Source organism: Mesorhizobium sp. M8A.F.Ca.ET.181.01.1.1, from assembly GCF_004792025.1.
In the GTDB taxonomy this organism is placed as follows: Bacteria; Pseudomonadota; Alphaproteobacteria; order Rhizobiales; family Rhizobiaceae; genus Mesorhizobium.
The window spans coordinates 1,017,562-1,043,393 of sequence record NZ_SRTV01000001.1 but is presented as its reverse complement, the minus strand read 5'-3'; the positions used below and the strand labels follow the sequence as shown (position 1 = coordinate 1,043,393).

Below are 25,832 nucleotides of genomic sequence, written 5' to 3'. Positions count from 1 at the left end.
GCTCACTCACCAATTGCGGTTGAGCCATTCACGCGCCGGGCGCTCGATGAGGTAGTAGCTGCAGAGCGCGCAGGCAAAGACGCCGGCCAGCATCGGCCATGGGTTGGTGCCCTGATCGTAGACGAATTTGTAGAAGGGCTGCTGCCACAGATAGAGCGAATACGACCACAGGCCCAGTGTCGTCATCGGCAAGGATGACAGCCATCCCGACAAGAACCTCGTGCTGAAATCCAGCGCGTTGACGGCAATCGCCAGCAACGGCACCGCGACCAGGTAGTGGATCGGTGTCGGCACGGCGTCCATGAACAGGAAAACCGCGCCGGCAGCCGCCGCAACGGCGACATAAGGCCCCTTCAGCAAGGACGGCAGCTTGCCGTCGGCCTTGAGCAGGCAGATCGCGGCCGACAGCAGGATCGAGGCGATGTGCACGTCGGTGCGCCAGTATGTGGTTTCATAGTCCATGTGCATGAACCAGTAGGAAGCCGCGCCATTGGCCATGGCCAGCGCAGCCAAGACCAGCAGAAGCGGCACGACACGGCTTCGGCTGGCAACGATTGCGCTGATCGCCGCCAGGATAATGTAGGCATGCTCTTCAATGCAGAGCGACCAGATGTGGTCGAGCGCGCCGGCCCGGTTCAGGAGAATTCCGGCATAGTTGTAGGTGAATGTCAGGGCCGTCACGGCCGCCTTCCATTTGAAGCCGATGAACGTGCCGGAGAGCGCGACCATGGCGAGGACGACAAAGACCAGAAGCGCCGGATAGATGCGCGAGAAGCGGCGTTTGAAGAATTTCTTCAGTGGATAGCGTTCGATGAACAGGATTTCGGCCATCAGCCGGCCGCTGAGCACGAAAAAGAATTCGACACCCAGCACGCCCAGATTGATGCCGGGAACGGGGAAAAAATGCCCGATCAGCACCAGGGCGATCGACAGGCCGCGCCAGCCATCGAGATAGGCCAGCCTTGTCCTGGCCGCCGATCGGTCGGCGATCGCTCGGGACGGAACCAAATGGGTCGCGGAAATTTCGGACATGCCGATCCCTTCGCATTGGCATGCGAAAGGGCACGGCGGTAAGGATTCCGAACCCGGCTCGCATTCCCGCCCCAACCCATACTGCAGTGCAATATGAATTTGTGCAAGTGCGAGATTGTCGCCAATGCGATTCCCAAGCAAGCATGGGCCGCAATTGCTTCAAGCAGAGGATGGGACGCGGCGCCGGGGGCTAGGCAGCTACACGCGCCAGGAAAGAAAGAGGGGCCGCTACAGCCCCTTTTTGTCCGCAATCGATCTTGCGTCAGGCGTTGGCTGCCGCCACCGCGCGCTTGGCCATGACCGCGATCAGATTGGCGCGGTAGTCTGATGAAGCGTGGATGTCGCTCATCAAGTTCTTCGCCGGCACTTTCACGCCATTGAGCGAAGCGGCATCGAAGCTCTTGGCGAGTGCCGCCTCGATCTCCTTCGAGCGGAAGACGCCGTCGTCGCCGGCGCCGGTGACGGCAACCCGGACGCCATCCTTGCCCTTGGCCACGAACACGCCGACGATCGCGTAGCGCGAGGCCGGGTTGCGGAATTTTTCGTACGCGGCCTTTGCCGGAGCAGTGAAGGAGACCGCCGTGACGATCTCGCCATCCTTCAAGGCGGTTTCGAACAACCCCTTGAAGAACTTGTCGGCTGATATCTCGCGCTTGTTGGTGATGATGGTGGCGCCCAGCGCAAGCAGCGCCGCCGGATAGTCCGCCGCCGGGTCATTGTTGGCGATCGAGCCGCCGATCGTGCCCTTGTGGCGAACCGCCGGGTCGCCGATCAGCGACGCCAAATGGGCAAGCGCCGGGCAGGCCTTGCGCAGCTTCTCGTCATTGGCGACATCGAAATGCGTGGTGGTAGCGCCGATCGTGACCGTCTTGCCGGACACCTTGACGCCCTGCAACTCCTTGATGCGTGACAGGTCGACCAGATCGGAAGGGGCCGCCAGCCGCGTCTTCATGGCGGGGATCAAGGTCATGCCGCCCGACAGCAGCTTGGCGTCCCCATTCTTCACGAGCTTGGCGGCTTCAGTGACCGAGGCGGCACGGTGATAGTTGACTGCGTACATGGGATCCTCCCCTAAGTGGTCAGGCAGTAGTAGCAGTGAGTAGTCAGTAGTGGGAACGTCGCCGCCGGAGCTGGATACGGTGCCCTATTCGCTACTCACTACTCCCCACTCACTCATTTCGCGGCGCGGATCGTGGCCCACACGGTCGACGGCGTGGCCGGCATGGCGATGTCGGCGATGCCGATGGCATCGGTGATGGCATTGATCACCGCCGGCGGCGAGCCAATGGCGCCGGCCTCGCCGCAGCCCTTGATGCCGAGCGGGTTGCTCGGACATGGCGTGTTCGACGTCGAGACCTTGAACGACGGCAGGTCGCCGGCGCGCGGCATGGTGTAATCCATATAACTTGCCGTCAGCAGCTGGCCGCTGGCATCGTAGTGAGCGCCCTCCAGCAGCGCCTGCCCCACGCCCTGGGCGATGCCGCCATGCACCTGGCCCTCGACGATCATCGGATTGATGATGTTGCCGAAATCGTCCGCCGCCACGAACTGGACGATCTCGGTCGTTCCGGTTTCCGGATCGATCTCGACCTCGCAGATGTAGCAGCCCGCCGGGAAGGTGAAGTTCGCCGGATCGTAGAACGCCGTTTCCTTCAGTCCTGGCTCCATGCCGGCGGGCAGATTATGCGCGGTATAGGCAGCCAAGGCCACCTGGAACCACGGCAGGCTCTTGTCGGTCCCGGCCACCTTGACCTCGCCATTCTCGATGACGATATCGCCCTCGTCGGCTTCGAGCAGATGGGCCGCGATCTTCTTGGCCTTGGCCTCCACCTTGTCGAGCGCCTTGGCAATCGCCGACATGCCGACCGCGCCCGAACGCGAACCGTAGGTGCCCATGCCCATCTGCACCTTGTCGGTGTCGCCATGAACGATCGAAACCGAGTCGATCGGCACCCCAAAGCGCTGATTGACCAGTTGCGCGAATGTCGTCTCATGGCCCTGGCCATGACTGTGCGAGCCCGTCAGCACCTCGATCGTGCCGACGGCGTTCACACGCACTTCAGCCGATTCCCACAGGCCGACACCGGCGCCAAGCGAGCCGACCGCCGCCGACGGCGCGATGCCGCAGGCCTCGATATAGCAGCTCATGCCAATGCCGCGCAGCTTGCCCTTCCCAGCCGCATCCGCCTTGCGCGCGGCAAAGCCGGCATAGTCGGCGGTCTTCATCGCCGCGTCGAGCGAGGTCGCATAGTCGCCGGCGTCGTAGTTCATGATCACCGGTGTCTGGTGCGGAAACGTCGTGATGAAGTTCTTGCGCCGCAGCTCCGCGGGAGACACGCCGAGTTCGCGTGCCGCGGCCTCCATGGTGCGTTCCAGCAGATAGGTGGCTTCCGGCCGCCCTGCCCCGCGATAGGCATCGACGGGTGCCGTGTTGGTGTAGACGGTGCGCACATTGGCGTGGATGGCCGGGATGTCATACTGGCCCGACAAGAGCGTGGCGTAGAGATAGGTCGGCACGCAGGACGAGAACAGCGACATGTAGGCGCCGAGATTGGCGATCGTGTCGACCTTCAGCCCGGTGATCCTGTTGTTCTTGTCGAAAGCCATCTCCACCGTCGAGACATGGTCACGGCCATGGGCGTCAGTGAGGAAGCTCTCCGTGCGATCGGCGACCCATTTGACCGGCACGCCGGTCTTCTTCGAGGCCCACAGGCAGACGATCTCTTCCGGGTAGATATAGATCTTGGAGCCGAAGCCGCCGCCGACATCCGGCGCGATCACGCGCAGCTTGTTTTCGGGTGCGACATTGTAGAAGGCACTCATCACCAGCCGCGCGACATGGGGATTCTGCGATGTCGTCCAGCAGGTGTAATGATCCTCGGCCTTGTCGTAATGGCCAAGTGCGGCGCGTGGCTCCATGGCGTTCGGCACCAGCCGGTTGTTGACGATCTTCATGCGGGTGACGTGCGCCGCCGCTTTGATGGCGGCATCGGTCGCCTTGCCGTCGCCGATCTCCCAGTCGAAAATCAGGTTGTTCTCGGCTTCGGCATGAACCTGGGGCGCGCCCTTTTCGAGTGCCTTTGTGGCATCGACGACCGCCTTAAGTTCCTTGTAGGTGATTTCGACCGCCTCGGCGGCATCGCGTGCCTGGCCCTTGGTCTCGGCCACGACGATGACGACGGCATCGCCGACATAACGGACCTTGTCGACGGCCAGCGGCGACCATGCGCCCATCTTCATCGGCGAGCCGTCCTTGGAATGGATCATCCAGCCGCAGATGAGGTTGCCTATACCGTCGGCCTTGAGTTCCTTGCCGGTCAGGACGCCGATGACGCCCGGCATGCCTTGAGCCGTTTTCACGTCGATCTTCTTGATCTGCGCATGCGCGTGCGGGCTGCGCACGAAGGCCGCATGCTTCATGCCGGGAACCACCATGTCGTCGACATAGCGGCCGGCGCCGGTGATGAACCTTTTGTCTTCCTTGCGCGCGACCCGAGCGCCAACGCCTTCGATGCCCATGGAAATTCCTCCCGAATTTAGGGGATAGGCAGTAGCGGTTAGGCAGTAGTGGGTGAACTCGCGGTCATATCGATGCTTGCCCTACTCACTATTGCCTGCTGCCTGCTGCCTAAGCTGCCTGTTTCGCCTTGCCCTTGGCCCCTTCGACATCGTCTTCGATGCGGCGAGGATCGCCTTCACGATGTTGTGGTAGCCGGTGCAGCGGCAGATGTTGCCTTCGAGTTCCGCCCGCACCGTCGCCTCGTCGAGGCCTTCGGGATGGCGGTTGATCATGTCGGTTGCAGCCATGATCATGCCTGGCGTGCAAAAGCCGCATTGCAGACCGTGATATTCCTTGAAGGCCGCTTGGACGGGATGCAGGTCGGCGCTGTTGGCGAGACCTTCGATCGTAACCACTGTCGACCCGGACGCCTGGACCGCCAGCATCGTGCAGGACTTGACCGCCTTGCCGTCGACATGGACGACGCAGGCCCCGCACTGCGAGGTGTCGCAACCGACATGGGTGCCGGTCAGGCCGAGATTCTCCCGCAGGAAATGGACGAGCAGCGTTCGATCCTCGACGGCACCGTCAACCCGCTTGCCGTTCACCATCAACGAAACGTCCGACATAGCCCCTCCCTGGGTGTCAACCTTGGTCATCACGCTGCCGACGAGCCGTTGGCACTTCGGCCATGCGTTATTCGTACACCGCACAATGCACAAAAAACAGCACGACGGAAAAGGCGGATCATTGTACTTTCGGTCATGGCCAAGGCACCGAAGTGCATTCCTGTGGCCCCATTGCCAAAACGCCTCGTGGCGGCAACAATGCCTTCGACGCCGCGCACAAGAAGCACTCGAAAAGCCGCGCACAGAAGGCGTCGGAGGAAATGCGGGAGAACGCCGCTGACAGGTTCACGGACGCGCTATGCATGCGGCTTGTCGGCGCTGACCACGGACGAGCCCGACCCGGATGATTTCGCACGCGCGGTAGCCGCCGAGGCCGCCGCCATCGATGCCGGCTTTGCCCTCGTGTTCTTTTCCCAGAGCCTTGTCGAGGCCGGGGCCCTGTCGCGGGCACTCTCGGTCCACGCGCCGGGGCTCCACCACGCCGGTTGTTCGACCGCCGGCGAGATTACGCCGCAGGGGCTCGAGGAAGGCCATATGCTGGCGATGCTGCTGCCCTCGGCATCCTTCACGGCGGTCAGCACCATGGTCGACAATTTGTCGACTTCGGGCATGGACAGGATCACCGAAGAGGTCGAGGCCCTGCGGCGCACGCTGCGCGCCCGGCTCGGCGGCGAGCAGACCAGGAACACCTTCGCGCTCTGCTTCATCGACGGGCTGTCCTATGCCGAGGAAGCGGTGAGTTCGGCCATCCACTGGGGTCTTGACGACATACCGCTGCTCGGCGGCTCGGCCGGCGACGATTTGAAATTCGAGACGACGCGTCTGATCTCGAACGGCAGGGTCGCTTCGGACAGCGCCATCATCGTGCTGGTCGCCACAGAAATTCCGTTCCACGTCTTCAAGACCGACAACTTCGTTCCCACCGACGAAAAGCTGGTGGTGACCGCGTCCGATCCGGATCACCGCATCGTGCGGGAGTTCAACGCCACCAATGCGGCCGAGGAATATGCCGCTTCGGTCGGCATCCTGCCGCAGACCCTGACACCGCTGAGCTTCGCCTCGCATCCCGTGGTGGTGAAGGTGGGCGGCGAATATTACTGCCGCTCGATCCAGAGGATGCACGCGGATGGCTCGCTGTCGTTCTTCTGCGCCATCGACGACGGTGTGGTGCTGTCGATCGCCCAACCCAAGGACATGGTGGAATCGACACGAGCGGCATTGCGCGAGGTCGAGGAAAGGCTGGGCGGTATCGATATGATCCTTGGCTTCGACTGCGTGCTGCGCCGGCTGGACGCACGGAACCGGCAGGTCTTTCGCGATATTTCGGAGCTCTACCGGGTCAACAATGTCGTCGGCTTCGGCACCTATGGCGAACAGTACCGGTCAATGCACTTGAACCAGACTTTCACCGGCATCGCTTTCGGTGACCGGCAAGCGGCTGAATAGGGCGGCGCAACAAAATGCCGCTCAGGGACATCAACGATCTCGACAGGCTGAAGAGGATCAACGCCGCCCTGGTCAGCCGCGTCGAGCGCTCGATGGACCAGCAAGGCAACGCCTTTTCGCTGTTCCAGACCGCGATCTCGCTGGAAAACCGGGTGCGTACGCGCACCGAGGAACTGCATTCGACCTTGCGCAGGCTGGAGCAGTCGAACATCGACCTCAGCGCCGCCAAGGAAAACGCCGAACTGGCGAACCTGTCCAAGACGAGATTTCTCGCCGCCGCCAGCCACGACGTGCTGCAGCCGCTGAACGCCGCCCACCTCTCCGTCTCGGCGCTTGCCGAGGTGCAGACCAGCGAGGAGGGAAAAAAGCTGGTGCGGCAGGTCGAGCGCTCGCTGGAAACCATGGAAGACCTGCTGCGCACCTTGCTCGACATTTCCAAGCTCGACGCGGGCGTGGTCCAGCCCGACATTGGCGACGTCAGCCTGGAGGCGTTGTTCTCGTCGCTGCGTTCGGATTTCGAGCCTGTGGCGCAGTTGAAGGGGCTGTCGCTGAAATTCCGGCCGGTCAATGCGGTTGTTCGCTCGGACAGGACGCTGCTGCGCCGTATCCTGCAGAACATTCTCTCCAACGCGCTGGGTTATACACGCTCGGGCGGCGTCCTTGTCGGCACACGCCATCGCGGCGACACCATCCGCATCGATGTCGCCGACACCGGCTGCGGCATTCCGGAGGATCAGCGCGAAGCGGTGTTCGAGGAATTCCATCGCGGCACCTCGCCGGCCAGTGCCGAGATCGACGGCGGTGGTCTTGGGCTCGGGCTGGCCATCGTTCGCCGCATGGCCGGCGCGCTCGGCCACCCCGTGACGTTTTCCTCCAGGGTCGGCCGCGGCACCATCTTCCACATCGATGTTCCCGTCGGCATCGGCGCGCCAGCCGACGCCATCGCCAGTGCCGCCAGCCTGGAGCGGCCGCGCGGCTACGGCCTGTTCGGCACCAAGGTGCTGCTGGTCGAAAACGATGCCGAGGTGCTGGAAGCCATGACCTTCCTGCTTGAGCGCTGGCAGTGCCTGGTACGCGCCGCGACCTCGACCGACGATGCGCTTGACCTGCTTGGCGACACCGATTGGGTGCCTGATATCGTCATCGCCGACCAGCATCTCGACGGCGGCGATCTCGGCACCGCGACAATATCGGAGGTCCGCGACTATCTTGGCCGCGCCGTGCCGGCGTTGATCGTCACCGCCGACAGTTCGGAAGCTGTCGCCAAGGCGGCCCGCGCCGGCGGCATCGAGTTGATGCGCAAGCCGGTGAAGCCCGCGCAACTGCGCGCGCTGCTGGCGCATTTGCTGGCTTAGGGGACAGTTAATGGCTCAAAATCCGGCCTGATCCCGAAACAGCTCCGCATTGTCCAGCTTCGACACCTCGATCACCGCTTGCGTGCGGCTATAGACGTTGAGCTTGCGCAATATCTCCGACACATGCGCCTTCACCGTCGTCTCGCCGACCTGCAGCTCGTAGGCGATCTGCTTGTTGAGCAGGCCCTGGCGCAGCATCTGCAGCACGCGCAATTGCTGCGGCGTCAGCTTGGAAAGCCGCTGCACCATGTCGGCGCGGTCGGTGCTGTCGGGATCCGGCGGCTGGCCTTCGTAATTCTCCGGTACATAGACGGCGCCGTCCATCACCGAGCGGATGGCGGCGGCGAGATCGCTCTTGCGCGCCGATTTCGGGATGAAGCCGGCGGCACCATAGGACAAGGCCTCTGAAATGATCCTCGGCTCCTCATGACCCGATACGATCACCACAGGCAGGCGCGGATAGCGGGTCCTGAGCTGCAGGAGCCCGTCGAAGCCGTGCACGTCGGGCATGCTGAGGTCGAGAAGCGCAAGGTCGAAAGGCTTGGCGTCGGCCAACAGATCCAGCGCCTCGGCAATCGACCGTGCCTCGACCGTATCGACCTCGGGATAAGCCATCTGCACGGCACTGTGCAGCGCCTCGCGAAACAGCGGATGGTCGTCGATGATGAGGAACCGGGCACGATCGGTAGGGGCTGTCATAGGGCTCGTTCCGGTTTACCGGGCACACCATAGTCTCCTGACTGTGGCCGGATTATTGGCAAATAGTCTATCGCCTGTTGACGGGATTCATCGCTGCAAAAAATGATGGGAAGCCTGAATTCTTTATCCAGCCGCGGCAAAGCCCGTGCTTTATGAAAAGCGACGCCTTGCCCGATCCCCGAAATCGGCCGAATGTGCCGCCATCAAATGCAAAGATCGCCATGACCGCCTTTGTCCTTGCCGTGCCGCCAACGCCTTCCGTCGCCATTGCCGGCTCCAGCGAACGCTTTGCCGTGCGGCGTATTTTCTGCGTTGGCCGCAACTACGCGGCGCATGCGCGCGAATTCGGCAATGACGAGCGTGATCCGCCCTTCTTCTTCACCAAACCGGCCGACGCGGTGGTCGATTCCGGCACTGAAATCCCCTACCCGCCGCTGACGCAAAACCTCCACTTCGAGATCGAACTGGTGGCGGCGATCGGTACATCGGGTTTTCGCATATCCCGCGACAAGGCACTGGATCATGTCTGGGGTTATGCCGTCGGCATCGACCTCACCCGCCGCGACCTGCAGGATGTCGCCAAGAAGGCGGCCCGGCCCTGGGACTGGTCAAAGGCCTTCGACCGTTCCGCGCCTTGCGGCCCACTGGTCCCGGCACAAAAAGCCGGGCACCCGGCGAAGGGGCGTATCTGGCTCGCCGTCGACGGCGCGGTGAAACAGGATGCCGACCTTGCCGAACTGATCTGGCCGATATCGGACATCGTTTCGATCTGCAGCGAAGGCGTGGAATTGCAGGCGGGCGACCTTATCTTCACCGGTACGCCCGCCGGGGTCGGCGCGGTCAAGCCGGGCGAGACGATATCAGGCGGGGTCGAGGGCATCGGCACGATCGACGTGACCATCGGCCAGCCGCGGTCATGAGTGAAAAGTCATGAGCAATATCGTCCTGCACAACTACTATCGCTCTTCCACCTCCTATCGGGTGCGGATCGCGCTGGAGATGAAGGGGCTGAGCTATGACTATGTGCCGCATCACCTGCGCCATGGCGAGCATCTGGAAGCGGCCTATCTCGCGGTCAACCCTCAAGGGTTGGTCCCCGCGCTGATCTGCAACGACGGCACGCTGCTGACGCAGTCGCTGGCGATCATCGAATTCCTCGACGAGACCACGCCGGAACCACCGCTGCTGCCAAAAGACCCGCTTGGCCGGGCGCGGGTCAGGATGCTGGCGCAGATGATCGCCTGCGACATCCATCCGGTGAACAATCTGCGCGTGCTGACTTCGCTGCGCACCCTGTTCGGCGCCGGCGACCAGGATGTCGCCAACTGGTTCCGGCATTGGGTCAATGAAGGTTTTGGCCCACTCGAGACATTGCTGACGGCTTCGCCCGAAACCGGCACATTCTGTCATGGCGACACGCCGGGGCTGGCAGACATCTGCCTTGTCGCCCAGGTCACCAGCAACGCCCGTTTTGGCGTCGATATGACGCCCTACCCGACGATTTCGCGCATCAACGCCGCCTGCATGGCGCTACCCGCCTTCCAGAAAGCCGCGCCCCAGAACCAGATCGACGCCGAGTAAATTCACCGGCCGACGCGCAGCGACAGCGCCCAGAACAGCAGCGCTAGCAAGCCGATGCCAACGCCGAGCAGCGAGACACCGCTCCAGCCGGCCACGCCATAGGCCATGGTCGAGACGATCGAGCCCAGCGCGCTGCCGAGCGAATAGAAGATCATGTAGCCACCGACCAGCCGGCTGCGGGCATCCGGTCGACGCGCGAAGATCAGGCTCTGGTTGGTGACGTGTGTGGCCTGGATCGCCAGATCCAGCATGACGATGCCGGCGACCAGTAGCCACAGCGACATGCCCATGAAGGCGATCGGCAACCAAGCCGCTGTCATCAGCAGCAGGCTGAGCCCGGTGACCAGTTGCCCGCGTCCCCGATCCACCAGGCCACCGGTCCATCGCGCCCCCAGCGCGCCGGCGACGCCGGCGAGCCCGAAAAGTCCGATTGCGGTGTGCGACAGCGAGAACGGTGGCGCGCTGAGAGGCAGCACCAGCGGTGCCCACAGCACGTTGAAGCTGGCGAAGATCAGCAGGGCGAGAACCGCGCGCACACGCAGCAGTGGCTCCTTCACGAACAAGAGCACCACCGAGGCCAGCAGGCGCGGATAGCATGTGCTTGGCCGCTCCGCCTCATGGCGCGGCAGGACGAAGTAGAGAAGCACCGCCATGACGAGCGTGAGTGCGGCCGAGATGAGATAGACCCAGCGCCAGCCGGCGAAATCGGCGACGACGCCGGCGACGAAGCGGGCAAGCAGGATGCCCAGGATGACGCCGCTGGTGACGGTGCCGACCGCTCGCCCCCCCTGCGATGGCGCGGCGAGATCGGCCGCGTAGGCCACCAGCACCTGCACCACCACGGCAAGCAGCCCGACAACGGCGAGGCTCGCCAGCAGCATCGCCGCGTTCGGCGCGGCCCCAACGGCTATCAGCGCCACGCCCGAAAGGACCGCCTGCCCGGCAATCAGCTTGCGGCGATCGAACAGATCGCCCAGCGGCACGATGAAGAACAGGCCAAGCGCATAGCCGATCTGGGTGACCGTCACCACGATGCCGATCGAGGCCGGCGCAATGCCAAAATCATGCGCCATGGCGTCGAGCAGCGGATGGGCGAAATAGACATTGGCCACGCTCAGGCCGCAGGCGATGGCGAAAATCAGCGTGGTCATCCCGGACAATCCCGGCGATGACGCCGGCGTCACCTGCTCGCGCTCCTCGGTTCGCTCCGCCTTCGTCGCGGCGCCGTTCATCACCTCTATATTCATGTCGCTCTCCGCAAACGGTTTCAAATTGAAACCGCTTGCTGGATAGACAGAACAGTTTTATGTTGCAACCAAAATGACCGATCTGGACCAACCATTGCCATGGTGAAACGAACGAGCCACCAGAGTGCGGACTGCCTGATCGCACGACCGCTCGACGCGATTGGCGACTGGTGGTCGCTGCTCATCGTGCGCGACGCGTTCGACGGGTTGCGGCGCTTCGGTGAGTTCCAGAAAAGTCTCGGCGTTGCCAAGAACATCCTGTCGGCGCGCCTGCGCAATCTGGTTACGCACGGCATCCTCGAAACCGTCCCAGCGCCCAACGGCGGCGCGCATCATGAATATGTGCTGACGCAAAAAGGACGCGGCCTGTTCTACGTGCTGGTCGCGTTGCGCCAATGGGGCGAGACCTATTTCTCCGGCCCCGGCGAGCCCTACACATTCATGGTGGATACCGAGAGCGGCAGGCCGATAAAGCGCCTTGAAGTGCATGCCGAGGACGGTCGTCTGCTAGCCCCCGGCGACACCAGGCTTGCCGATTTCCGCAACCAGGAAAACAGGTAAACGTCGTTCCTTGGTTCGGCGGAGCGGCCATCCTGGTGGAATCGATTTCCGCTTGACCGGACAAGGAATCGGCTATCTTTCCGGTGACAAATGCCGTCTCAAGGGTGGAGTGACCGATGAAAGCCGTCGTCTTCGAAAAATTCGGCGAAGCGCCGACGATCCAGACTGTTCCCGATCCCAAGCCGGCTGCCGATGGCGTCGTCATCAAGGTCGAGGCGACCGGGCTGTGCCGCAGCGACTGGCATGGCTGGATGGGCCATGATGACGGCATCACCCTACCGCACGTGCCGGGACATGAACTGGCCGGCGTGGTTGTGGCGGCCGGCAAACAGGTCACCCGCTGGAAGGCGGGCGAGCGCGTCACCGTGCCGTTCGCCGTCGGCTGCGGCCGCTGCTTCGAATGCAACTCCGGCAATCACCAGGTCTGCGAGCATCAGACACAGCCTGGCTTCACCGGCTGGGGCTCGTTCGCCGAATATGTCGCTATCGAGCACGCCGACACCAATCTGGTGCGCCTTCCCGACGAAATGGAATTCGCCACCGCCGCCAGCCTCGGCTGCCGCTTCGTCACCTCTTTTCGCGCCATCGTCGACCAGGGCCGGGTGACGCCGGGCGAGTGGGTGGCGGTGCATGGCTGCGGCGGCGTCGGCCTGTCGGCGATCATGATTGCCAGCTCGATGGGCGCCAATGTCATCGCCATCGACCTCACCGACGAGAAACTGGACTTCGCCAAAAAGATCGGCGCCGTGGCGACCATCAACGCGTCCACGACGCCGAACGTCGTCAAGGCCGTCAAGCAGATCACCAATGGCGGCGCCCACATGTCGATGGACGCGCTCGGTCACCCCACGACGTCCTTCAACTCGATAGCCAACCTGCGCCGGCGTGGACGTCACGTGCAGGTCGGCCTGATGCTGGGCGAGCACGCCCGCCCCCAGGTGCCGATGGACAAGGTGATCGCCTTCGAGCTCGAAATCCTCGGCAGCCACGGCATGCAGGCCTATCGCTACCCCGCGATGATGGAGATGATCCGCCACGGCAAGCTGAAGCCCGAACTGCTGGTCGGCAAGAAGATCAGCCTCGACGAGGCGCCCGCGGCCTTGATGGCGATGGGCGGTTTCGAGGGCATCGGCATTGGCGTGGTGACGAAGTTCTAGCGAGGGTCGGCATCATCACTATGCAGCCGCACGCCGCGGCAAATCCTGCTTGGCGAATTTCTTCGCGCCGAACACACATGTCACCACGCCGAGCGTGACGACGATCATCATCGGACTGACCTGTTCACGCAGCAGTGTCGCCGCTAATGCGAGCCCGAAAAACGGCTGCAGCAGCTGCAACTGCCCCACTGCTGCAATGCCGCCTTGCGCCAGGCCGCGATACCAGAAGACGAAGCCGATCAGCATGCTGAACAGCGAGACATAGCCAAGACCGATCCAGGCATTGGAGCCAACGCTGGCGAAGGACGACGGCAGGGTAGCAACCGTCAGCACCAGCATGACCGGCAGGGACAGCACCAGCGCCCAGCAGATCACTTGCCAGCCGCCCAACCTGCGCGACAGCGCGGCGCCTTCCGCGTAGCCAAGGCCGCAGACGATGATGGCCGCAAGCATCAGCCCATCGCCGACCGGCGAAGCCGTCACGCCTTGCGCAAGCGCGAAGCCCGCCACCAGCGCACTGCCGAGGCATGAGAACAGCCAGAAGGCCGGCCTTGGCCGTTCGCCGCCACGCAACACGCCGAAGATCGCGGTCGCCAGCGGCAGCAAGCCGACGAAGATGATGGAATGGGCCGACGTGACATGCTTCAGCGCGAGCGCCGTCAGCAAGGGGAAGCCGACGACCACGCCAAGCGCAACGATGATGAGCGACAGCAAGTCATGACGCCCGGGGCGCTTCTCGCGGAACACAAGCAGAAGGGCGAGACCAAGCAGGCCGGCTATGACCGCGCGGGCCGATGTCAGGAATATCGGATCGAGATCCATCACCGCCACGCGCGTCGCAGGCAACGAGCCGCTGAAGATCAGCACGCCGATAAATCCGTTCACCCAGCCGCTCGCCGTCTTGTCCATTGCAGGCTCCATTGCTTTCGCCCTCTATGGTGCGAACAACCGTGGCGCGGCCAGAGACAATGGGGTACAATTCGACGAAACTGTAGTGACGAATTGAGCAGTACGGATGACAGACCTTGCTTTGGAACCCGACGGCGCACGCACCCTTGTGGAGAGTGTGATGGCGACCATCCGTCAGCGGATCGCCGCGCGCAGCCTGACACCGGGAACCCGGTTACCGTCTATCCGTGCCTTCGCGAAGTCCATGCAGGTATCCAAATCCACCGTCGTCGAAGCCTATGAGCGGCTCGCCGCCGAAGGCGCGATCCGCTCCCGGCCGGGTTCCGGTTTTTATGCCGCCGGCTCGCTGGCGCCGCTGTCTTTGGCCGAGATCGGCCCCCGGCTCGATCGTGCCGTCGATCCGCTCTGGGTTTCGCGCCAGTCGCTGGAGGCTGGCGAGGAAGTCCTGAAACCCGGCTGCGGCTGGCTACCGGCTTCATGGATGCCACAGGCCGGGCTCCGCAGGGCATTGCGCACGGTCGCGCGTGCCGACGATGTCGCGCTTGCCGACTACGGCACGCCGCTCGGGCTGCCGCCGCTGCGGCAATTGCTGGCGCGGCGCCTGGCCGGGCATGGCATCGAAGCTTCGCCCGAACAGATCATGCTGACGGAATCGGGCACCCAGGCCATCGACCTGCTGTGCCGGTTCCTGATCGAGCCCGGCGACACCGTGCTGGTCGACGATCCCTGCTATTTCAATTTCCACGCTTTGCTGCGTGCCCATCGCGCCAAGGTCGTCAGCGTCCCCTACACGCAATCGGGGCCTGATATCGAGCTGTTCGCCCAGGCGCTCGCCGAACACCGGCCGCGCCTCTACATCACCAACTCCGCCATTCACAATCCGACGGGGGCGATCCTGTCTCCGGTGACGGCCCATCGTCTGCTCAAACTGGCCGACCAGTCGGGCCTGACCATCGTCGAGGACGACATCTTCGCCGATTTCGAACATGCCCCTGCCCCCAGGCTGGCGGCGTTCGACGGCCTTAGCCGCGTTGTCCAGATCGGCAGTTTCTCCAAGACGCTGTCGGCGTCGGTCCGCTGCGGCTTCATCGCCGCCCCCCGCGACTGGATCGAGGGCCTGGCCGACCTCAAGATCGCCACGACTTTCGGCGGCGGACGGCTGGCGGCCGAACTTGTGCTGACGTTGCTGAAGGACGGCAGCTACCGCAAGCACATGGATTTGCTGCGCGCGCGCCTCTCGCGTGCCATGGGCGAGACCAGCGCCCGGCTGAAGGCGATCGGCATCACGCCCTGGATCGACCAACCGGCCGGGCTGTTCCTGTGGTGCGGCCTGCCGGACCGGGTAGACGCGGCCGACGTCGCCCGCCGCGCGCTCGCCGACAACATCGTTCTGGCACCCGGCAATGCGTTCAGCCTGTCGCAGTCAGCCAGCCGCTTCCTGCGCTTCAACGTTGCCCAATGCGCGGACGAGCGGATTTTCAAGACGCTCGAAACGGCAATGTCTCGCTGATCGGTCAGCGACCCGCACAGACTTCCCGCACGCAGTCCCGCAGCCACCGTTGCGCCGGATCCGCCTCGAGGCGCGGATGCCAGAGCATCGAGATGGTGACGTCCACGGTAGCGACCGGCGGCGCAAAACTGTGCATGCCGGCACGCGCTCCTGCCGTATGCCGCTCGGGCACGCTGGCGATCAGATCCGAGGCCCGGGCCATGGCAAGTGCCGCCGAAAAACCTGAGACCATGCACACGACCCTCCGCTGCAAGCCAATCATGCCCAGGGCCTCGTCGATCGGTCCCTTCTCGCGGCCGCGTCGCGAGACGCTGATGTGCCGGCCAGCCGCATAGCGCTCGGGCGTCACCTTGCCCTCGGCCAGGGGATGGCCGGCTCGCACGGCACCGATAAAGCGGTCGCGAAACAGGGCCTGGATGCGAACCTCGGGTCCGGTCTCGCCGGCAACGCCGATTTCCAGGTCGATCGCCGCTTCGCGCAGCGACATCGCATCCTTGTCGGACTTCGGTGCGAAACGCAGCCGCACCCCTGGCGCATCGGCCTCGGTGCGGGCGACGAGGCGAGGCCCGAACTCCTCGACGAAGCTTTCGTTGGTGCGCAATGTGAAGATCCGGTCCAGGCTCCGGGGATCAAGCAACTCGGTCGGGCGCAGGAGCACCTCCGCGTCCTGGACGACACGGCCGACCTGTCGCCGCAATTCCTCCGCACGCGGCGTCGCCACCAGGCCGCGCCCGGCGCGCACCAGCAGAGGATCGCCCGTTGCCTCGCGCAGCCGCGCCAGCGTCCGGCTCATCGCCGAGGGGCTGAGCCGCAGCCGGCGCGCCGCGCGCGCCACGCTGCCTTCGGCCAGCAGGACGTCGAGGGCAAAGAGGAGATTGAGATCGGGCGATGTCATGGATCGATCATAGCATATGATATGGCGTCCGATGCACGAATAAGATGCAAATGCTGCGCCTTCCGCCGCATCGGACACAAGACTAGATCTCCGACAGCTCCGGTTCCGGAGCAGACAGAAAGGAGATCGCCTTGGCAGTCGTTGAGCAAAATCGGGAACTGATATCGGCGCCGCGACAGGCCCAGTCCGCTGGCCTGGCGCTGGTGAGCCTGTCGCTCGCCACGCTGCTATCGTCACTGGGAACCAGCATTGCCAGCGTCGGCCTGCCTTCGCTGATGCAAGCCTTCGATGCATCGTTCCAGGCCGTGCAATGGGTGGTTCTCGCCTATCTGCTCGCCATCACCACGCTGATCGTCGGCGCCGGACGGCTGGCCGACATGTTCGGGCGTCGGCCTTTGCTGCTTTGTGGCATCGCGCTGTTCACGCTGGCATCGGTGGTCTGCGGACTGGCACCGACACTCTGGCTGCTGATCGCGGCGCGCGCCGTGCAGGGACTTGGCGCCGCGCTGATGATGGCGCTGACACTGGCCTTCGTCGCGGAAACCGTAAGCAAGGAGCGAACCGGCAGCGCCATGGGCCTGCTCGGCGCCATGTCCGCGATCGGCACGACCCTCGGGCCTTCGCTTGGTGGCTTGTTGATCGCCGGCCTCGGCTGGCGGCCAATCTTTCTTGTCAATGTGCCGCTGGGTCTTCTGACCTTCGCTCTCGCCTGGCGTGCCTTGCCGGCGCGAGGCGGAACAATGGAGGCCGGTCGAGGCACGTTTGACGTCACGGGCACCGCCCTGCTGGCCCTTACCTTGGGCGCCTATGCCCTGGCATTGACGCTTGGCCGAGGCAATTTCGGCGTGCTCAATCTGGGCCTGCTGGTCGCGGCCGGTATCGGCGTCATCGTGTTCGCCATCGCTCAGGCGAAAGCGAAGGCGCCCCTCGTCCAACTCGACCGCTTCCGCGACCCGCGGCTGAGCGCCGGCCTCGCCATGAGTCTCATCGTCGCCACGGTGATGATGGCAACCCTGGTGGTTGCTCCGTTCTACCTGTCGCGCGGGCTGGGATTGAATGCCGCGATGGTTGGAATGGTGCTTTCGACAGGGCCGCTTGTCTCGACCCTGTCGGCGCTGCTGGCCGGCCGGCTGACCGATCGCTTCGGTGCCCACGGGATGATGGTCGCCGGCCTGCTCTGCCTCGTAACGGGAACGTGCCTCCTGTCGCTTGCCCTGACCAGGCTCGGCATTGCCAGCTACGTCGCTCCAATCACCGTCACCTGCTTCGGCTACGCCCTGTTCCAGACCGCCAACAACGCGGCCGTCATGGGCGGTGTAAGTGCAAACGAACGTGGCGTCGTTTCCGGTCTGCTCAACCTGTCGCGCAATCTTGGTCTCATCACTGGCGCATCGCTAATGGGTGCCATATTCGCGATCGCATCGAGTGATGCACAGCAAGGGATCGGGCAGCAGCTCTTGAGTTCCGCGGCGGCGGCCCAAGGCATGCAGATCACCTTCCGGGCAGCCACGGCCCTGGCCCTGGCCGCGCTGGTCCTTGCGGTGCTCTCCGCCCGCGCCGACCGCCGAGCGGAACCCAACCGGCGTTGAACCGCAATCGTTTGACCGCTCGCCTTCGCCGCCCCTCCTTCACGACCTTCATCCTGCCCATGTGGGTGATGGCCATGCGCATCGTCTTTGCCGGAACTGTTACGGCCAATGAAATGACGCGAGGGGCCTGGCGGACCGCCGTTCAGGCCCCTGCCCGTTTGCGGCGTTCGTAAAGCATGACGAGCGTTTCAGCCATCAGCGCCGGCTTTTCCTCGCCTTCGATCTCGACCGTGTTGGCTGCCTTCATCAGATATTGGCCTGGGCCACGGTCTTCCATGGAAAGCAGCGTCGTGCGCAGGCGGATGCGCGCGCCGACCCTGACCGGCGCCAGGAAACGCACCTTGTCGAAACCATAGTTGAAGGCGGCCTGCGTATTCTCGGGCACGATGCCCATTTCGAGGGCCAGCGCGCCGATGATCGACAACGTCAGATAGCCATGCGCGATCGTGGTGCGGAACGGGCTTTGCCGCCGCGCCCGTTCAGGATCGACGTGGATCCATTGATGGTCGCCGGTGCATTCGGCGAACTGGTTGATGCGGTTCTGGTCGACCGTGGTCCATTCCGAGACGCCGAGTTCCTGTCCGGACATCGTTCTCAGCTGTTCGTAGGTTGGCGGCGTTTTAGGCCGTACTTCCGTCATTCCTGCTTTCCCGATCGCTTCCAGAGCTTCCGGACCACGAACCGGCGGCCTCTGTCAATTCGTTCCGCGCAAAACCGTTCCGCCGGATTCGAACACACTCGTGCCATGGCTTGCCACGCAATGGCAGGCCCGAACCGGACTTTTTGACCTTCCAGCTTGCCGGGAGCTTATGCCGTGGCGCTAATGCAACTATGTGCAAGGTTGCGGAATCGCGAACCGGCGTGCCGGATAGAGGGCGAAACGACAGCCGATGGGATTCACTTCTGCCCGTAGCCGGCGCGGACCTCCTCCATCGCCTCCTTGATGCGCGCGCGCAGTATGTCGATCGATTCGGTGCCTGATTTCCTGGCCAGTTCAGCCACTTCACCAGCGTTCTTGAGCGCGGCCTCGAAGGATTTTCTGGCAAACTCCGTCTGCTTGGCCATCAGTTCCTGCGGATTGCCCGGTGCGCGGTAGCTCTGCGCCATGTCGGCGACCTCCCGCAACGTGTCCTGCAGCATTTCGCGCTGCCTTGACATCAGCGAGGTTGCCCCGGCCGCACTGGTCCGTGCCGCCTTCTCCAGTGCCTCGAGGTTCTTGCGATGATGGGCAAGGATCGCCTCGACATCGACGTTGGGCACCTTCAGGTCACGGCCGAATCTGCCGAACATCTCCATGAAGGAATCGGATTCTGCTTGTCTGGCCATGACTGTCTTCTCCCCTTTGCCGCGGTTGCGGACGCCCTCGACGGGAGAATAGCACTCGAACGCCGTGTGTCCATTTCGAACGCACGCCTGGCGATCGATACGGATCAATTGACCGGGAGCAGCAACTCGATCGTATAGAGCACGATGCCAGCCAGCCCGCCGATGATCATGCCGTTGAAGCGGATATATTGCAGGTCCCTGCCGATGTTCATCTCGATCAGGCGTGTCAGTTGCGCCAGGTCCCAGCGCTTGACCTGGTCGGCGATGAATTTCGACACGCCGCTCTTCTGGCTTTCCACGAATGAGGCCAGCGCCACCACGAATCCTTGGTTCATGTCGGCCCGGATCTGGGCATCGCCGGCAAGATGGCGGCCGACTTCGACGAACATGTTGGCGAGATGCTCCCGGACCAGCGAATTCGGCGCCTTGGCATCCTGCTCGATGAACAGGCTGAGGCTCTCCCACATGTCGCCGGCCAGCGCCCTGACTTCGGGTCTGGCGAGAAAATCGCGCTTCATTTTCTCCGCTCGCTTGGCATATTGCTTGGACGTGCGCAGCCGCTCGACGAAACTTTGCGCGAAACGGTCGAATTCGGCGCGCATCGGGTGGTCGGGATCGGCACGCACTTCGTCCAGCAGGGAGCCCGCCGAGGCGACGATCTTCTTCAGGAGGTAGGCATCGGCGCGAAACAGGTTGAACAGCGACGGCAGTTCCTCGCGGATCTTGTCGCGCATCGTCGCCAGCGCCTGTTCGTCGTTGAGGAACCGGCCGATGACCTTGATGAACTCGTCGAACAATTTCTGGTGGCGGCGATCGTCGGTGAGCGCCGACAAGAGTTCGGCGGCCAGCGGCGCCAGAGGCACCTTTTCGATCTGCTCCAGCATGCGGCTGGTGACGAAACCGCGCAGGCCCGATTGTTCGACGGCCGCAAGCGTACGCGGCACCAGCCGCACGACGAAGCGCGACAGGCCGGCGGCGCGTTCGGCATCGGCGAGCCAATCGGCGACGAGCGCCGAAAAATCGACCTCGGCGAGTTTTTCACGCACCGGCTCCGTTGCCAGGAAATTAACCTCGATGAAACGGCCGAGATTGTCGGCTATCCGATCCTTGTTTTCCGGGATGATGGCGGTGTGCGGGATGGGTAGCCCGAGCGGCCGTTTGAACAGCGCCACCACCGCGTACCAGTCGGCAAGGCCGCCGATGGTTGCCGCCTCGGCGAAGGCGGCGACGAAGCCGAGCCACGGGTAGCTGGCCTGGAAGGACTTGGCCAAGACAAAGACCAGCACGCAGAGTGCCAGCGCCGCCGTGGCGACGAACTTTGTCCGCCGCAGCGCCGAAAGCTTGGAGCCCGCGTCGGTGTCGAAACGGACGGGCGCCAGCGACTGGGCCGATTGAGACATATGAGCCGCTCCTCGTCGATCCCAGGCTATTTAGTGCGTCGGTCGTCAAAATGCCCGCGACAGCCGATTTTCTCAGCGTTTCGCCTGGCCACGCACATAAAGTTGACGAGAATATTCAGCTATGATGCGAAGCCAGTCTGGAATTATTCCAAGGTATAGGCCATATTCGACCGAGGCCAGCGCGGCGACTCCGAAAATCCGGGTGAAGCCGCGCCGGCAAAGTTCCAGACTCTGGCATGGTTGCACCGCGCCAGCGCTTTGTGAGGATGAAATGCGGCTTACCCGCCAGACCAACTATGCCATGCGCATCCTGATGTATTGTGCCGCCAACAATGAACGGTTGAGCCGCATCCCGGAAATCGCGACCGCCTATTCGGTGTCGGAACTGTTCCTGTTCAAGATCCTGCAGCCTTTGGTCGAGAACGGCCTGGTCGAGACTGTCCGCGGCCGGAACGGAGGGGTACGGCTGGGCCGCGCCGCCGAAGCGATAAGCCTGTTCGATGTTGTGCGCGTGACCGAGGAAAGCTTTGCCATGGCGGAGTGCTTCGAGAATGACGCGGCAGAATGCCCGCTGGTCGACAGCTGCGCATTGAACTCGGCGCTGCGCGAAGCGCTCAACGCCTTCTTCGCCGTGCTTGCCCGCTACACGATCGCCGATCTGGTGGCGGCGCGGCCGAATGTGCGCAACCTGCTCGGTATCGACATGCTGATGGAGCGCCGCGCCCCGGCAGCTTGATCCTGCGCGGGCCGGGCCGAAGACCGCAGATCTAGGCTGCGGATTGCGGCAGCACGAATGGCATGTTGCCGGCCGGCAGCACGCCGACCTTGAGCCGGCAGTCGAACACCTTCTCGATCAGATCGTCACTCAGCACGTCCCGCGGCGATCCGGCCGCGGCCAGCCGGCCGCGATGCATCACGAAGATGCGGTCGGCGAACATCGCCGTCAGATTGAGGTCGTGCAGGATCGCGACCACGCCGCCGCCTCTTCTGGCGAAGTCGCGGGCGATGTTCATGATGATCAGCTGATGCTTGATGTCGAGGCTGGAAACCGGTTCGTCGAGGAAGAGATAGCGCGGCACTCCGTAAAGCACCGGCGCCCAGACTTGGCACAGCACGCGGGCAAGCTGGACACGCTGCTGCTCACCACCGGAAAGCTCCTGGTAGAAACGACCGGCAAAACCGTCGAGATCGACCCGCGCAAGCGCCCGCTCCGGCAGGCGTTCGTCCTCGCCGGGCAGCACGCCCGAGCGTCCACCGACAAGGCCAAGCCTGACGATCTCGCGCACGGTGAAGGGAAAGGACAGGGTCGTTGCCTGAGGCAGCACCGCTCGCACTGTCGCCGCCTCGACCGGCTTCATCGTCGACAGCTCGCGACCGTTGATAAGGATCCGTCCGGTATGGACGAGATCCCCCGACATCGCCTTGAGAAAGGTCGTCTTGCCCGATCCGTTGGGGCCGACGATGGCCGAGATTTCACCTGGCCTGACTTCGAAATCGACGTTGGCGACAATGCGCTTCTTGCCGATCGCCACAGAAACGTCGCGGGCTTCGATCATGAAACACTCCTACAGGGTCTCAAATCTCACAAATCGATCACGCCACGCTTGCGCAGCAGGATCCAAAGGAAGAACGGCGCGCCAGCGACGGCGGTGACGATGCCGATCGGCAACTCTGCCGGCGCCACGATGGTGCGGGCGACGGCATCGGCGAGCAGCAACAGCGAGGCGCCGAGCAGCGCCGAGGCCGGCAGCAGGTAACGATTGTCCGGGCCAATCAGCAGGCGCAGCAGGTGCGGCACGACGATGCCGACGAAACCGATGCCGCCGCTGACGGCGACGGACGCCCCGACCGCCGCCGAGACACCAATGATGGCTGTGTATTTCAGCCGCTGCACCGGAATGCCGAGATGGCCGGCGGTGGCCTCGCCGAGCGCCAGCGCGTTGAGACCCCGGGCAAGGAACGGCATCGCCGCGAGTGCCAGGACGATGATGGGCCCGACGGAAGCGATCTTGGCCCATGTCGCACCACCGAGCGATCCCAGTGACCAGAAGGTCAGATCGCGCAACTGGCGATCGTCGGCCATGAAGATGAGGATTCCGGTCAGCGCCATGGCGAGTGCCGCCAGGGCGATGCCCGCGAGCAGCATGGTGGCGACAGAGGTTTGCCCGCGTCGCGTCGCGATCTGATAAAGCACCAATGTGGTGGCGAGGCCGCCGAGGAACGCCGCAAGCGGCAGCGCAAGCGTTCCGAGCAATGCGGTCACCGGTGCCAGCATGGTCCCGCCCAGCACGATGATGGCCACCGCACCGAGGCTGGAGCCAGCTGAAACGCCGATCAGTCCGGGATCGGCGAGCGGATTGCGGAACAGTCCCTGCATGACGGCTCCAGAAACCGCGAGCGCCGCACCCACCAGCATGCCGAGGATGACGCGCGGCAGCCGGATGTCATGGACGATCAGGCTGTCACGAGCGTTTGGTGCCGCATCGCCGGGGACGGTGCCAAAGAGCCAATCCCTAATGACGTTCAAGGCGGATGCGTCCGACGCCCCGGATGTGAGCGAAAGCAAGACGGCGCCGGCCAGGCCCAGGCACAGCATAAGAATGACGGCACGGGCGCGGCCGGAACGATCCCCTTCGGATGCACCCATCGCCTTCACCGGACCGGCGATCGACTGGTCGGCCATGATGCTCAGTCCGTGACCTGTGCGCCATAGAGCGACACGGCGAGATCGTGGATCGCGTCGGCCGTGCGCGGTCCGAAGCCCAGTAGATAGGCGCCGTCGATGCGGATCAGCTTGCGCGCCGTTCCGGCCGGCGTCGAGGCGATGGATGGATTGCCGAACAATTCGTCGTCCGAGACTGGCGGCCCGGCATTGCTCATCATCAAGATTACGTCCGGCCTGGCGGTGATGATCGCTTCGTCGGACATCTGCCTGTAGCCGGAAAAGCCTTCCACCGCATTGACCCCGCCCGCCAGCCTGACCATGCCGTCGGCCGCGGTTTCACTGCCGGCCGCCAGGATCTTGCCACCCTGTATCGAGAGAACGAACAGGACGCGCTTGCGCTCCTTGATCGAGGCTGTCTGCTTTTCGGCGGCCGTGAGTTTGGCATCGAGCGCCTTGGCCAGCACCTCGGCCTTGGCCTCGACCCCGAGCGCCTTGCCGACGATGCGGACCTTCTGGAGGATGCCTTCGCGGCTGTACAGCTCGGGCACTTCGATGAAGGGAATGCCCGTCTTCTTCAGCACGTCGACGGCTTCCTTGGGGCCGCTGCCGTACAATGCCAGTATGCTTGTCGGATTGACCGACAAGACACCTTCCGGCGACAGCTGGCGCATGTAACCGACATCAGGCAGGTCGAGCGCGGCTTTTGGATAATTGCTGGTGGAATCGCGAGCCACCAGACGCTTTTCCTCTCCAAGCGCATAGACGATCTCGGTGATGGACCCGCCGATGGCGGCGATCCTCGAAGGATCGACGAAGACCGAAACGCCTTCGTTGGCGCCGGCCGGCTGCATTGCGGCGAAAGCCAGGGAAAGGCCGATCGCGGAACCGATCATCGATCCGCGCAGGGCGGACAGTCTCGACACAAAACTCATTACACTGTCCTCAGGCTGCCGTCGGGCTTGGAATGCGCGGCAGGTGCTCGGCCAGGAAGCGCCAGTCGTCGCGCTCGCTTTCGCCTTCGTGGCGCTTGCCGAAGAACTGGATGATCATGTCGCCATTGGCGGCATAGACCTCGAGCGAGGTGACGTGGCCGTCCCTGGTCGGCTTGCGCACCGCCCATACCTCATGGATGTGGTCGGTTCGCAGATGCAGATGAAAGGTCTCGTCCAGCACGTTGATCCACGGCCCCATCGGCTTGATCGACTTGACCGGGCCGGAATGGATCTGGATGCAGCCGCGGTTGCCCACGAAGCACATGATCGGCATCTCGCTTTCGGCGGCGTGATGGAACATGGCGCGCACCGCGTCATTGTCGAGCAGCCAGGCGTAATCCTGGCCGACCATGCGCACCGCCTGGCGGCGGCTGAGCTTCAACGTCTTCAGCATGCCGAAGAACTGGTGCACGTCCGTCAGCCGGCTCCAGCGGTCACGCAGATCGTCCAGGCTCGCGGTCGATGTCCCGGCCTCGTTTTCCTCGTCGAGAACGGTTCCTGAAATCTCGATCGTCGGCCCCTGGTTCGGCGATTCCAGAGAGGCGACCAGCTTCTGGTAGGCATAGAGGCTGGAGGCGGGGCGCAGATGCACCTTGTGCACCGCCTCGCCGGAAGCATCGAAGAATTGCAGGCTGCGGCGGATGTCGTCGCCGTCCCGCTTTTCCAGGGCGAAGCCATGCGCCCAGATTTTCGGGAAGATGCGCAGGTCGATGTTCTCGCCAAGCACCATCGCATTGTGATTGCCGGTGACGACCTTGTCGTAAACGCCGATCTTTTCGTGCACGGCGCTTTCGTTGCGGGTCAGCGCCATCACCTCGCCAACGGCCTCTAGACCGGTCAGAAGGTCATTGACGCGCGGCTCGATGCGAATGACGCCATCACCGCAATGCGCGGCCACCAGCTCGGCCTCCGAAATGCCGAGCTGGCCGGCCAGATCACGCTCGCGCGCTTTCGGATTCTCGGTCCGTGCCCGCCGGATTTCATGCGGAGCGGGTTTTACGCACTGGTCCATGTCCTTACCCCTGATGCCTTGCCTTACTTGTTGAGAATGAGCTTGCCCTGGCGGGTGATCTTCAGCCGGTAGAGCGCCCCATGATGTTCGATGCCGATCTCGTGCTCGCCCTGGAATAGGGTGTTGCTGGACAGCGTTCGCACCGCCAGCGGAATCCGATCGAAACGGGCGGAGGCATCGTCGGAACGGCGGACGCGATAGCGAAAATCGTTGGGATTATGCGTGTTCATCTGGGTCGATCCCTTTCCTGTGCCGGGCATCTGGCTAGGCGTTGCGAAATTGCCGATTCATTTCTTGACTCGAATAATCATGTTTACTAGTCAGTGCA

Annotated in this window: 25 protein-coding genes; 9 read left to right on the top strand and 16 right to left on the bottom strand. The window is 63.5% G+C overall.

Annotated elements, in window-relative coordinates; translation table 11 throughout:
* Positions 1-6: 6 nt before the first annotated feature.
* The 4 genes from EN824_RS05110 to EN824_RS05095 form a co-directional block, all read right to left on the bottom strand.
* Positions 7-1,032: an acyltransferase gene (locus EN824_RS05110; RefSeq protein ID WP_127279185.1), complete on the bottom strand. Its 1,026-nt coding sequence runs from the start codon at positions 1,030-1,032 to the stop codon at positions 7-9.
* A gap of 262 nt (positions 1,033-1,294) precedes the next feature.
* Positions 1,295-2,092 (bottom strand): xanthine dehydrogenase family protein subunit M, encoded by a 798-nt coding sequence (locus EN824_RS05105; RefSeq protein ID WP_135931955.1) that lies wholly within the window; start codon positions 2,090-2,092, stop codon positions 1,295-1,297.
* 113 nt (positions 2,093-2,205) lie between these two features.
* Positions 2,206-4,551 carry a xanthine dehydrogenase family protein molybdopterin-binding subunit gene (locus EN824_RS05100; RefSeq protein ID WP_127279186.1) on the bottom strand — a complete coding sequence of 782 codons (2,346 nt, stop codon included), beginning with the start codon at positions 4,549-4,551 and terminating at the stop codon, positions 2,206-2,208.
* 81 nt (positions 4,552-4,632) lie between these two features.
* Positions 4,633-5,160 carry a (2Fe-2S)-binding protein gene (locus EN824_RS05095; protein WP_272483005.1) on the bottom strand — a complete coding sequence of 176 codons (528 nt, stop codon included), beginning with the start codon at positions 5,158-5,160 and terminating at the stop codon, positions 4,633-4,635.
* A 309-nt stretch (positions 5,161-5,469) separates the two neighbouring features.
* Here EN824_RS05095 and EN824_RS05090 point away from each other — a divergent pair, with 309 nt between their 5' ends.
* Both EN824_RS05090 and EN824_RS05085 read left to right on the top strand, forming a co-directional pair.
* On the top strand, positions 5,470-6,606 hold the full coding sequence (locus EN824_RS05090; RefSeq protein ID WP_127872680.1) for an FIST signal transduction protein: 1,137 nt from the start codon (positions 5,470-5,472) through the stop codon (positions 6,604-6,606).
* A gap of 14 nt (positions 6,607-6,620) precedes the next feature.
* Positions 6,621-7,961 carry a hybrid sensor histidine kinase/response regulator gene (locus tag EN824_RS05085; protein ID WP_135915751.1) on the top strand — a complete coding sequence of 447 codons (1,341 nt, stop codon included), beginning with the start codon at positions 6,621-6,623 and terminating at the stop codon, positions 7,959-7,961.
* A gap of 15 nt (positions 7,962-7,976) precedes the next feature.
* On the opposite strand, the gene EN824_RS05080 is transcribed toward EN824_RS05085, so the two are convergent.
* Entirely contained in the window at positions 7,977-8,660 is a 684-nt protein-coding gene (locus EN824_RS05080) for a response regulator transcription factor (protein ID WP_127280441.1), read from the bottom strand.
* A 221-nt stretch (positions 8,661-8,881) separates the two neighbouring features.
* Between EN824_RS05080 and EN824_RS05075 the strand changes: the two genes are divergently transcribed.
* Both EN824_RS05075 and maiA read left to right on the top strand, forming a co-directional pair.
* A complete protein-coding gene (locus EN824_RS05075; protein WP_127280440.1) occupies positions 8,882-9,580 on the top strand; it encodes a fumarylacetoacetate hydrolase family protein in 699 nt (232 codons plus the stop codon).
* Between the two features lie 10 nt (positions 9,581-9,590).
* Complete coding sequence (maiA, locus tag EN824_RS05070) at positions 9,591-10,241, top strand: maleylacetoacetate isomerase (RefSeq protein ID WP_127872683.1); 651 nt, start codon at positions 9,591-9,593, stop codon at positions 10,239-10,241.
* 2 nt (positions 10,242-10,243) lie between these two features.
* Here maiA and EN824_RS05065 read toward each other — a convergent pair whose 3' ends face one another.
* Positions 10,244-11,488 carry an MFS transporter gene (locus EN824_RS05065; protein WP_127280259.1) on the bottom strand — a complete coding sequence of 415 codons (1,245 nt, stop codon included), beginning with the start codon at positions 11,486-11,488 and terminating at the stop codon, positions 10,244-10,246.
* A gap of 99 nt (positions 11,489-11,587) precedes the next feature.
* On the opposite strand from EN824_RS05065, the gene EN824_RS05060 reads away from it, so the two are divergent.
* The gene (locus EN824_RS05060) at positions 11,588-12,049 is read left to right on the top strand and encodes a helix-turn-helix domain-containing protein (RefSeq protein WP_135866789.1); all 462 of its coding nucleotides are present in this window, start codon (positions 11,588-11,590) and stop codon (positions 12,047-12,049) included.
* Positions 12,050-12,165: 116 nt separating this feature from the next.
* On the top strand, positions 12,166-13,206 hold the full coding sequence (locus tag EN824_RS05055; RefSeq protein WP_135866787.1) for a zinc-dependent alcohol dehydrogenase family protein: 1,041 nt from the start codon (positions 12,166-12,168) through the stop codon (positions 13,204-13,206).
* An 18-nt stretch (positions 13,207-13,224) separates the two neighbouring features.
* Here EN824_RS05055 and EN824_RS05050 read toward each other — a convergent pair whose 3' ends face one another.
* Positions 13,225-14,115: a DMT family transporter gene (locus tag EN824_RS05050; protein ID WP_127280262.1), complete on the bottom strand. Its 891-nt coding sequence runs from the start codon at positions 14,113-14,115 to the stop codon at positions 13,225-13,227.
* Between the two features lie 106 nt (positions 14,116-14,221).
* Here EN824_RS05050 and EN824_RS05045 point away from each other — a divergent pair, with 106 nt between their 5' ends.
* On the top strand, positions 14,222-15,625 hold the full coding sequence (locus EN824_RS05045; protein WP_127872688.1) for a PLP-dependent aminotransferase family protein: 1,404 nt from the start codon (positions 14,222-14,224) through the stop codon (positions 15,623-15,625).
* 4 nt (positions 15,626-15,629) lie between these two features.
* On the opposite strand, the gene EN824_RS05040 is transcribed toward EN824_RS05045, so the two are convergent.
* Positions 15,630-16,520: a LysR family transcriptional regulator gene (locus tag EN824_RS05040; RefSeq protein WP_127280150.1), complete on the bottom strand. Its 891-nt coding sequence runs from the start codon at positions 16,518-16,520 to the stop codon at positions 15,630-15,632.
* A 131-nt stretch (positions 16,521-16,651) separates the two neighbouring features.
* Here EN824_RS05040 and EN824_RS05035 point away from each other — a divergent pair, with 131 nt between their 5' ends.
* The gene (locus tag EN824_RS05035; RefSeq protein ID WP_127280149.1) at positions 16,652-18,109 is read left to right on the top strand and encodes an MFS transporter; all 1,458 of its coding nucleotides are present in this window, start codon (positions 16,652-16,654) and stop codon (positions 18,107-18,109) included.
* Positions 18,110-18,251: 142 nt separating this feature from the next.
* On the opposite strand, the gene EN824_RS05030 is transcribed toward EN824_RS05035, so the two are convergent.
* From EN824_RS05030 to EN824_RS05020, 3 genes are all read right to left on the bottom strand, one after another.
* Complete coding sequence (locus tag EN824_RS05030; protein ID WP_127280148.1) at positions 18,252-18,749, bottom strand: MaoC family dehydratase; 498 nt, start codon at positions 18,747-18,749, stop codon at positions 18,252-18,254.
* Positions 18,750-19,006: 257 nt separating this feature from the next.
* Positions 19,007-19,435 carry a phasin family protein gene (locus tag EN824_RS05025; protein WP_127280147.1) on the bottom strand — a complete coding sequence of 143 codons (429 nt, stop codon included), beginning with the start codon at positions 19,433-19,435 and terminating at the stop codon, positions 19,007-19,009.
* Between the two features lie 104 nt (positions 19,436-19,539).
* Entirely contained in the window at positions 19,540-20,835 is a 1,296-nt protein-coding gene (locus EN824_RS05020; protein WP_135931952.1) for a DUF445 domain-containing protein, read from the bottom strand.
* A 271-nt stretch (positions 20,836-21,106) separates the two neighbouring features.
* On the opposite strand from EN824_RS05020, the gene rirA reads away from it, so the two are divergent.
* Positions 21,107-21,571 (top strand): iron-responsive transcriptional regulator RirA, encoded by a 465-nt coding sequence (gene rirA, locus EN824_RS05015; RefSeq protein WP_127278767.1) that lies wholly within the window; start codon positions 21,107-21,109, stop codon positions 21,569-21,571.
* A 31-nt stretch (positions 21,572-21,602) separates the two neighbouring features.
* Here rirA and EN824_RS05010 read toward each other — a convergent pair whose 3' ends face one another.
* From EN824_RS05010 to hemP, 5 genes are read right to left on the bottom strand one after another with little or no spacing between them, the layout of a single operon-like run.
* Entirely contained in the window at positions 21,603-22,391 is a 789-nt protein-coding gene (locus EN824_RS05010; protein WP_127278768.1) for a heme ABC transporter ATP-binding protein, read from the bottom strand.
* 26 nt (positions 22,392-22,417) lie between these two features.
* Positions 22,418-23,518 (bottom strand): iron ABC transporter permease, encoded by a 1,101-nt coding sequence (locus tag EN824_RS05005; RefSeq protein ID WP_135931951.1) that lies wholly within the window; start codon positions 23,516-23,518, stop codon positions 22,418-22,420.
* A 5-nt stretch (positions 23,519-23,523) separates the two neighbouring features.
* Positions 23,524-24,432: a hemin ABC transporter substrate-binding protein gene (locus EN824_RS05000; RefSeq protein WP_135931950.1), complete on the bottom strand. Its 909-nt coding sequence runs from the start codon at positions 24,430-24,432 to the stop codon at positions 23,524-23,526.
* A gap of 10 nt (positions 24,433-24,442) precedes the next feature.
* Complete coding sequence (locus EN824_RS04995) at positions 24,443-25,504, bottom strand: hemin-degrading factor (protein WP_135921424.1); 1,062 nt, start codon at positions 25,502-25,504, stop codon at positions 24,443-24,445.
* A gap of 23 nt (positions 25,505-25,527) precedes the next feature.
* A complete protein-coding gene (gene hemP, locus EN824_RS04990) occupies positions 25,528-25,734 on the bottom strand; it encodes a hemin uptake protein HemP (RefSeq protein WP_027051401.1) in 207 nt (68 codons plus the stop codon).
* Positions 25,735-25,832 lie beyond the last annotated feature (98 nt).

Bases quoted from the DNA above. Each gene is read 5' to 3' on its own strand.
- EN824_RS05025 (WP_127280147.1), bottom strand. From the start codon at position 19,435: ATGGCCAGACAAGCAGAATCCGATTCCTTCATGGAGATGTTCGGCAGA.
- EN824_RS04995 (WP_135921424.1), bottom strand. From the start codon at position 25,504: ATGGACCAGTGCGTAAAACCCGCTCCGCATGAAATCCGGCGGGCACGG.
- EN824_RS05000 (WP_135931950.1), bottom strand. From the start codon at position 24,432: ATGAGTTTTGTGTCGAGACTGTCCGCCCTGCGCGGATCGATGATCGGT.
- EN824_RS05045 (WP_127872688.1), top strand. From the start codon at position 14,222: ATGACAGACCTTGCTTTGGAACCCGACGGCGCACGCACCCTTGTGGAG.
- EN824_RS05100 (WP_127279186.1), bottom strand. From the start codon at position 4,551: ATGGGCATCGAAGGCGTTGGCGCTCGGGTCGCGCGCAAGGAAGACAAA.
- hemP (WP_027051401.1), bottom strand. From the start codon at position 25,734: ATGAACACGCATAATCCCAACGATTTTCGCTATCGCGTCCGCCGTTCC.
- EN824_RS05055 (WP_135866787.1), top strand. From the start codon at position 12,166: ATGAAAGCCGTCGTCTTCGAAAAATTCGGCGAAGCGCCGACGATCCAG.
- EN824_RS05065 (WP_127280259.1), bottom strand. From the start codon at position 11,488: ATGAATATAGAGGTGATGAACGGCGCCGCGACGAAGGCGGAGCGAACC.
- EN824_RS05020 (WP_135931952.1), bottom strand. From the start codon at position 20,835: ATGTCTCAATCGGCCCAGTCGCTGGCGCCCGTCCGTTTCGACACCGAC.
- EN824_RS05105 (WP_135931955.1), bottom strand. From the start codon at position 2,092: ATGTACGCAGTCAACTATCACCGTGCCGCCTCGGTCACTGAAGCCGCC.
- maiA (WP_127872683.1), top strand. From the start codon at position 9,591: ATGAGCAATATCGTCCTGCACAACTACTATCGCTCTTCCACCTCCTAT.
- EN824_RS05075 (WP_127280440.1), top strand. From the start codon at position 8,882: ATGACCGCCTTTGTCCTTGCCGTGCCGCCAACGCCTTCCGTCGCCATT.
- EN824_RS05060 (WP_135866789.1), top strand. From the start codon at position 11,588: ATGGTGAAACGAACGAGCCACCAGAGTGCGGACTGCCTGATCGCACGA.
- EN824_RS05085 (WP_135915751.1), top strand. From the start codon at position 6,621: ATGCCGCTCAGGGACATCAACGATCTCGACAGGCTGAAGAGGATCAAC.
- EN824_RS05005 (WP_135931951.1), bottom strand. From the start codon at position 23,518: ATGGCCGACCAGTCGATCGCCGGTCCGGTGAAGGCGATGGGTGCATCC.
- EN824_RS05010 (WP_127278768.1), bottom strand. From the start codon at position 22,391: ATGATCGAAGCCCGCGACGTTTCTGTGGCGATCGGCAAGAAGCGCATT.
- rirA (WP_127278767.1), top strand. From the start codon at position 21,107: ATGCGGCTTACCCGCCAGACCAACTATGCCATGCGCATCCTGATGTAT.
- EN824_RS05030 (WP_127280148.1), bottom strand. From the start codon at position 18,749: ATGACGGAAGTACGGCCTAAAACGCCGCCAACCTACGAACAGCTGAGA.
- EN824_RS05110 (WP_127279185.1), bottom strand. From the start codon at position 1,032: ATGTCCGAAATTTCCGCGACCCATTTGGTTCCGTCCCGAGCGATCGCC.
- EN824_RS05080 (WP_127280441.1), bottom strand. From the start codon at position 8,660: ATGACAGCCCCTACCGATCGTGCCCGGTTCCTCATCATCGACGACCAT.
- EN824_RS05040 (WP_127280150.1), bottom strand. From the start codon at position 16,520: ATGACATCGCCCGATCTCAATCTCCTCTTTGCCCTCGACGTCCTGCTG.
- EN824_RS05050 (WP_127280262.1), bottom strand. From the start codon at position 14,115: ATGGACAAGACGGCGAGCGGCTGGGTGAACGGATTTATCGGCGTGCTG.
- EN824_RS05095 (WP_272483005.1), bottom strand. From the start codon at position 5,160: ATGTCGGACGTTTCGTTGATGGTGAACGGCAAGCGGGTTGACGGTGCC.